This is a genomic window from Geobacillus sp. WSUCF-018B (genome assembly GCF_002809985.1).
Lineage (GTDB): Bacteria > Bacillota > Bacilli > Bacillales > Anoxybacillaceae > Geobacillus > Geobacillus thermophilus.
On the sequence record NZ_PIJF01000014.1, the window covers coordinates 59,291 to 66,664 of the forward strand.

Consider the following 7,374-nt stretch of genomic DNA (forward strand, 5'->3'; position numbering starts at 1 on the left):
AACATCGCGTTATTGACATCATGGCTATAGTTAAAAGTACACAACGCTAATAAGGAGTGAAGCAAATGAAACGAAAACGATCTCCGCTTGCCAACCGTTTCAAATATATTCGGCCGATCGAGCGCCAAGCCGACGGCCATAGCGAAACAACCTACGGCGACCGCGCCTGGGAAGATGCGTACCGCCGCCGCTGGCAGCACGACAAAGTCGTCCGCTCGACCCATGGCGTCAACTGCACGGGGTCGTGCAGCTGGAACATTTACGTCAAAAACGGCATCGTCACCTGGGAAGGACAGCAGCTCGACTATCCGTCGACCGGGCCGGATATGCCGGACTTTGAACCGCGCGGCTGCCCGCGCGGCGCGAGCTTCTCATGGTATATGTACAGCCCGCTGCGCGTCAAATACCCGTATGTCCGCGGCATCTTGCTTGACATGTGGCGCGAGGCGCTCTCCCATCATCCAAACAACCCGCTTGAGGCGTGGAAAAGCATCGTTGAAGACCGCGAAAAAGCGAAGCGCTACAAACAGGCGCGCGGGAAGGGCGGATTCGTGCGCGTCAGCTGGGATGAAGCATTGACGCTTGTCGCCGCTTCTTTATTGTATACGGTCGTCAAATACGGACCGGACCGCAACGTCGGCTTCTCCCCGATTCCAGCCATGTCGATGGTCAGCCATGCCGCTGGGGCGCGGTTTATGCAGCTGATGGGCGGCCCGATATTAAGCTTCTATGATTGGTACGCCGACTTGCCGCCGGCGTCGCCGCAAATTTGGGGCGACCAAACGGACGTGCCGGAGTCAAGCGACTGGTACAACGCCGGCTACATCATCACCTGGGGCTCGAACGTCCCGCTCACCCGGACTCCGGACGCTCACTTTTTAGCCGAAGTGCGCTACCGCGGCACGAAAGTCGTCTCCGTCAGCCCAGATTACGCCGAGTCGACAAAATTCGCCGACGACTGGCTGTCGGTGAAGCAAGGGACGGACGGCGCCTTGGCGATGGCGATGGGACATGTTATTTTAAACGAATATTACGTCAAACGGACCGTTCCATATTTTGAACGATATGCCAAAACGTACACCGATTTTCCGTTTGTCGTCACCTTAAAACAAAACGGCGGCACATGGACGGCCGGCCGCTTCTTGTTGGCGAAAGACCTTGGCAAACAAACGAACAATGCCGAATGGAAGCCGGTCATCTATGATGAAAACACCGACTCGTTTGTCGTGCCGAATGGAACGATCGGCGCTCGCTGGGAAGACAAAGGAAAATGGAACTTGCGTCTTGTTGATGAGGAAACAGAACAGCCGCTTGAGCCACGCCTGTCATTTTTAGGGAGCGAAGATGAAGTCATCTCGATCCAGCTTCCATATTTCACCGCTGAGGGCGGAAAAACGATCGAACGCGCGGTTCCAGTGAAAAAAGTGCAAACCGTAACAGGAGACGTTTACGTCACGACCGTCTATGATTTGATTTTGGCCAACTACGGCATTGACCGCGGCATCGGCGGCACAGTCGCCCACTCGTACGATGACGAGGTGCCATTCACGCCAGCATGGCAAGAAGCGATCACCGGCGTCGACCGCGAACTCGTCGTGAAAATCGCCCGTGAGTTTGCCGACAACGCGATCGACACAAACGGCCGGTCGATGATCATCGTCGGCGCCGGGATCAACCATTGGTTCAACTCCGATACGATTTACCGCGCCGTCTTGAATCTTGTCTTGTTCGTCGGCGCCCAAGGGGTGAATGGCGGCGGTTGGGCCCATTACGTCGGGCAGGAAAAGCTGCGGCCGGTGGAAGGATGGCAGACAATCGCCACCGCTCGCGACTGGGTCGGACCAGCGAAATTGCAAAACGGCACGTCATTCTTTTACTTTGCGACCGACCAATGGCGCTATGAAGAGCGGCCGGTCGATGAGCTCATCTCACCGCTGGCCAAAAAAGCGCGCTATTCACACCCTGGCGATTACAACGTCTTGGCCGCGCGGCTTGGCTGGCTGCCGTCGTACCCGACGTTTAACAAAAACGGCATCGAGCTGTATAACGAAGCAGTAAGCCATGGAGCCCGCACGCCGGAAGAGATCGGCGCCTACGTCGCGAAACAGCTGAAAAAGAAAGAATTGCAGTTTGCGATCGAAGATCCGGACAACGAGGCGAATTTTCCGCGCAACTTGATCGTCTGGCGCGCCAACTTAATCTCAAGCTCCGGCAAAGGGCACGAATACTTCTTAAAACATTTGCTTGGCACGACGAACGGCTTGTTAAACGATGACCGAGACAGCCTGCGCCCGGAAGAAATCCGCTGGCGCGATGAAGCGCCGGAAGGCAAGCTCGATCTACTTGTCAACTTGGACTTCCGCATGGCCGGCACAGCGCTCTACTCCGATGTCGTCCTGCCGGCAGCGACATGGTATGAAAAACATGACTTAAGCAGCACGGATATGCATCCGTTCATCCATCCGTTCAATCCAGCCGTGCCTCCGCTCTGGGAAGCGCGCTCGGACTGGGATATTTTCAAATCACTCGCGAAAGCCGTATCTGATGTCGCCAAACAAGCCGGCTTAAAGCCAATGAAAGAAGTCGTCGCCACTCCGCTGTTGCACGATACGGCGCAAGAGCTGGCGCAGCCGTTCGGTGAAGTGAAAGACTGGAGCAAAGGCGAAACTGAACCGATTCCGGGCAAAACGATGCCGAACATTCATGTCATCGAGCGCGACTATACGCTCATTTACGATCAAATGACCGCCCTAGGTCCGAACGTCGCCCGCCAGCCGATCGGCACAAAAGGGATTGCCTGGTCAGCGAAAGATGAGTATGAACAGTTGAAACGCCGGCTCGGCACTGTCCGGCGCGCTTCCATCGCCGACGGCTGCCCGGATATCAGCGAAGCGAAAAAAGCGGCTGAAGCGATTTTGACGCTGTCATCAACTACAAACGGCAAAATGGCGGTGAAAGCGTGGGAGGCGCTTGAGAAAAAGACGGATTTGAAATTGGCCGATTTAGCGAAAGAACGCGAGGAAGAATGCTTTACGTTTGAACAAATCACCGCCCAGCCGAAAACGGTCATCACCTCGCCGGCGTTCAGCGGCTCGGAAAAAGGCGGGCGGCGCTACTCGCCGTTTACGACGAACGTCGAACGGCTCATCCCGTGGCGGACGTTGACCGGCCGGCAGTCGTTTTACATCGATCATGAACTGATGCGCGAGTTTGGCGAAACGATGGCGACGTTCAAACCGGTCTTGCCGCACCGTCCGTTTTCAAACAAACGCCCGAAAGAAAACGGAAAGGAAGTCATCTTGAACTATTTGACGCCGCATAACAAATGGTCGATTCACAGCATGTATTTCGACTCCTTGCCGATGTTGACGCTGTTCCGCGGCGGGCCGACCGTGTGGATGAACAAAGATGATGCGGCCGAAGCCGGCATCAACGACAACGACTGGATCGAATGTTTCAACGAAAACGGCGTCGTCGTCGCCCGCGCCGTCGTCTCGCACCGGCTGCCGCGCGGCATGGCGTTTATGCACCACGCGCAAGACCGCCATATTAACGTGCCGGGCACGAAGCTGACGAACAACCGCGGCGGCACGCACAACAGCCCGACGCGCATCCATGTGAAACCGACGCATATGATCGGCGGATACGCGCAATTAAGCTACGGATTCAACTATTACGGACCGACGGGCAACCAACGCGACTTGTTCGTTGTCATCCGCAAATTAGAGGAGGTTGATTGGCTTGAAGATTAAAGCGCAAGTCGGCATGGTCATGAACTTGGATAAATGCATCGGCTGCCATACGTGCAGCGTCACATGCAAAAACACGTGGACGAACCGTCCCGGTGCGGAATATATGTACTTTAACAACGTCGAAACAAAGCCGGGGATCGGCTATCCGAAACAGTGGGAAGACCAAGAGAAATATAAAGGCGGCTGGGAGTTAAAAGACGGCGAATTGCGGCTAAAGTCCGGCTCAAAAGCGATGCGGCTCGTCAACTTGTTCTACAACCCGTACCAGCCGACGATCGACGATTACTACGAACCGTGGAATTACGACTACGAAACGTTGACGAACAGCCCGCTAAAACAATACCAGCCAGTGGCGCGGCCGAAATCAAGCATCACCGGCGAATGGATGGAAGTATCGTGGGGGCCGAACTGGGAAGACGACCTGGCCGGCGCCCATATCACCGGTTTGCGCGATCCGAACGTTGTCAAAATGGAGCAGGCGATCCAAACGGAATTTGAGAATGTCTTTATGATGTACTTGCCGCGCATTTGCGAGCATTGCCTCAATCCGTCATGCGTATCGAGCTGCCCGTCAGGCGCCATGTACAAACGCGACGAGGACGGCATCGTCCTCGTCGACCAAAACGCCTGCCGCGCTTGGCGGTATTGCGTCACAAGCTGCCCGTACAAAAAAGTGTATTTCAACTGGCAAACGAACAAAGCGGAAAAATGCACGCTCTGCTTCCCGCGCATCGAAGCCGGCATGCCGACGATTTGTTCGGAAACGTGCGTCGGCCGCATCCGTTACATCGGTGTGATGCTGTATGACGCTGACAAAGTGAAAGAAGCGGCGAGCGTCACAGATGAGAAACAGCTGTACCACGCCCAGCTTGATATTTTCCTTGATCCAAACGATCCAGCCGTCGCCGCCGCCGCGAAAGAAGCGGGCATCCCAGACGAATGGATCGCCGCCGCACAGCGCTCGCCGATTTACAAAATGATCGTCGACTGGAAAATCGCTTTGCCGCTGCATCCGGAATACCGGACGCTGCCAATGGTATGGTACATTCCGCCGCTGAGCCCGATCATGAATACGATCGAAGGAAAAGGAAGCCAAGCGAGCGCCGATGACATCTTCCCGGCCATTGATGAAATGCGCATTCCGATCGAATATTTGGCGAATTTGCTGACGGCGGGCGATACGGCGCACATCCGCACGACATTGAAAAAAATGGCAGCCATGCGCTCATACATGCGGGCGAAACAAACGAACAAACAGCCGGACACCCGTCTCATTGAATCGCTCGGCTTAAGCCGTGAAGACATTGAAGAGATGTACCGTTTGCTCGCGATTGCCAAATACGAAGACCGCTTCGTCATTCCAGCATCGCACCACGAAGAAGTCGCTGACCTCTACGCCGAACAAGGCAGCTGCGGGCTGGCGTTCGCCGGCGGCCCGGGCGCTTGCGGCACGCTGTAAAAGGAGAAAGAAGGCGAGCCCCGCCCCCTTCAACAATGAAATGGAGGATTTACGATGAACAGCGAACAACAACAAACGGTCTTTCTATGTGTATCGTATTTGTTGTCTTACCCGGACGAACAGTGGGCCGAATCGCTTCCTGACTGCCTAGACGCCATCCGCTCGCTTGACGATGAAACCGTCCGCGCGCCGCTTTTGGCAGTGGCCGAACAGCTCGCGGTCACCCCGACTCGAGAGCGGACGGAGCAATATGTCGAAACATTTGATTTCGGCAAAAAAACGAATTTGTACTTGACGTATATGACAAACGGCGAGCAGCGGGAGCGCGGAATCGAACTCGTTGCCTTAAAAGCGCGCTACGAGGCGGCCGGATTCGCCGTCTCCGATCACGAGCTGCCCGACTACTTGCCGCTCATGCTTGAATGGATGGCCTATGCAGATCAAGAGCATACGACCGCCTTGCTCGCCGATTATGCCGGCCATATCCGCGAAATCGGCGACCGGCTGGCAGCGGCAGGCAGCCCGTATGCACAGCTGTTTGACGCGCTCAATCACACATTCATTCAACTCGGCGTGACGCCGCTCCCGAAAGGAGGTGCAACGGCATGGCCAGCCAATTTCTCTGGGTGATTGTTCCGTATTTGGCGCTTGTCCTATTTGTCGCCGGCCATATTTGGCGCTACCAGCGCGACCAGTTTGGCTGGACATCCAAATCAAGCGAACTGCTCGAAAAACGGCAGTTGCGCCTTGGAAGCCTTCTCTTTCACTGGGGCATTTTGTTCGTGTTTGTCGGCCACGTGATGGGCATTCTCATTCCCAAGCCGTTTTACGAGGCGCTTGGCGTGACAGAAGAGATGTACCACGCCCTCGCCTTGGCAGGCGGCATTCCGGCCGGCTTGGCGGCCTTCGTTGGTTTGGTGATCCTTTTTCGCCGCCGCTTGACGGTCAAGCGCGTACGGACGACAAGCAGCACCGGCGACTGGGTCGCGCTCGGATTTTTGCTTGTCGTGATCGCCAGCGGGTTGTCGTCGACGTTTCTGAACATCGATTCGCACGGGTTTGATTACCGGACGACAATCGGCCCGTGGTTTCGCGGCCTTCTTACGTTCCGTCCGAACCCAGCTTATATGGAAGCGGTGCCGCTTTGGTTTCAGATTCATATTCTCGCTGCATTCGGTTTGTTCGCCGTCTGGCCGTTCACCCGTCTCGTTCACGTATTCAGCTTCCCGCTCCGCTACTTGCAGCGCAGCTACGTCGTCTATCGAAAGCGAATGCCAAAACAAGCAGAGCCGGTCAACCGCGCCAAGTAAGCGAGCGGCGGGCGTCACATCAGGAACCCTAAACTGAACAGGCGGAGGGGGCAAACCGATTGCCTAACAGCCGGCCTGTCAACTTTAACGGCGGCGGGAACGAAACAACGTGCGCTTCCGCATACCCTAACGATCATGCATAACAACCGGCCAACAAATGAACCAATAATAAAAAACAGGATGCCCGTCGTTTGGGGCATCCTGTTTTTTATTTGTTACTTAGTTAATGCGCGCAAACAGCTCCTCTTTCTCCGCATCGGACAACAACCGCTCGGCCATCGGGAAGAGCACGTTCTCCTCTTTCATGAAGTGCTCATCCAAAATATGATACGCCTCAATCACCGCGCCGGCAAGCGTCAACGCCTGCCTGCTGTCGATGTTCTCCGGCAGCTGGGCGGTCTTTTCTAAAAACATGGAAAGGCGCGTTTTCGCCTGTTCGTGTTCGTATTCCATAACGGCGATAGGGCCGGTCGTCCGCCCGATGTACCGAGCCATCATTGGGAACAATACGCCTTCTTCCCGCTCCGAATGCGGATCTAAGGCGGCGACGAACGATTCAACTTTTTCTCTCAAATCAGCGAGCGGCTCACGCCAGTTGCGGTCATTTTCCCCGCGGCCGATCGCCTCCGCTGCGGCAAGCAGCTGCTCCATTTGGGCGCGCAGCGGGCCGTGTTCTTGTTTTAATTGCGCCAGACCGGCGCATAATTTCACCCCTTCAGGGCCGCCCATATGGCAAAATGAATGCATCATCAATTCCTCCCTCTAGAAATGTTGATTTATCAAGGCTTTTCGGCCCCTCAGGGGTGTCCAAAAAATATTTTTCGACAAAATCCCTTACATCCTTTTTCAGTTT

Annotated in this window: 5 protein-coding genes; 4 read left to right on the top strand and 1 reads right to left on the bottom strand. The window is 55.4% G+C overall.

Features of this window, described 5'->3' with window-relative positions:
- Nucleotides 1-65 precede the first annotated feature (65 nt).
- From CV944_RS06400 to narI, 4 genes are read left to right on the top strand one after another with little or no spacing between them, the layout of a single operon-like run.
- Nucleotides 66-3,752 carry a nitrate reductase subunit alpha gene (locus tag CV944_RS06400; protein ID WP_100663972.1) on the top strand — a complete coding sequence of 1,229 codons (3,687 nt, stop codon included), beginning with the start codon at nucleotides 66-68 and terminating at the stop codon, nucleotides 3,750-3,752.
- Nucleotides 3,742-5,211 (top strand): nitrate reductase subunit beta, encoded by a 1,470-nt coding sequence (gene narH, locus CV944_RS06405; protein ID WP_100663973.1) that lies wholly within the window; start codon nucleotides 3,742-3,744, stop codon nucleotides 5,209-5,211. Before CV944_RS06400 ends, narH begins: the two co-directional genes overlap by 11 nt.
- A 54-nt stretch (nucleotides 5,212-5,265) precedes the next feature.
- A complete protein-coding gene (gene narJ, locus CV944_RS06410; RefSeq protein ID WP_100663974.1) occupies nucleotides 5,266-5,841 on the top strand; it encodes a nitrate reductase molybdenum cofactor assembly chaperone in 576 nt (191 codons plus the stop codon).
- On the top strand, nucleotides 5,817-6,521 hold the full coding sequence (gene narI / locus CV944_RS06415; protein WP_100663975.1) for a respiratory nitrate reductase subunit gamma: 705 nt from the start codon (nucleotides 5,817-5,819) through the stop codon (nucleotides 6,519-6,521). The genes narJ and narI overlap by 25 nt, the downstream gene beginning before the upstream one ends.
- 219 nt (nucleotides 6,522-6,740) lie before the next feature.
- Here the strand turns inward: narI and CV944_RS06420 are convergent, their stop codons facing one another.
- Entirely contained in the window at nucleotides 6,741-7,268 is a 528-nt protein-coding gene (locus tag CV944_RS06420; protein WP_020278823.1) for a hemerythrin domain-containing protein, read from the bottom strand.
- Nucleotides 7,269-7,374 lie beyond the last annotated feature (106 nt).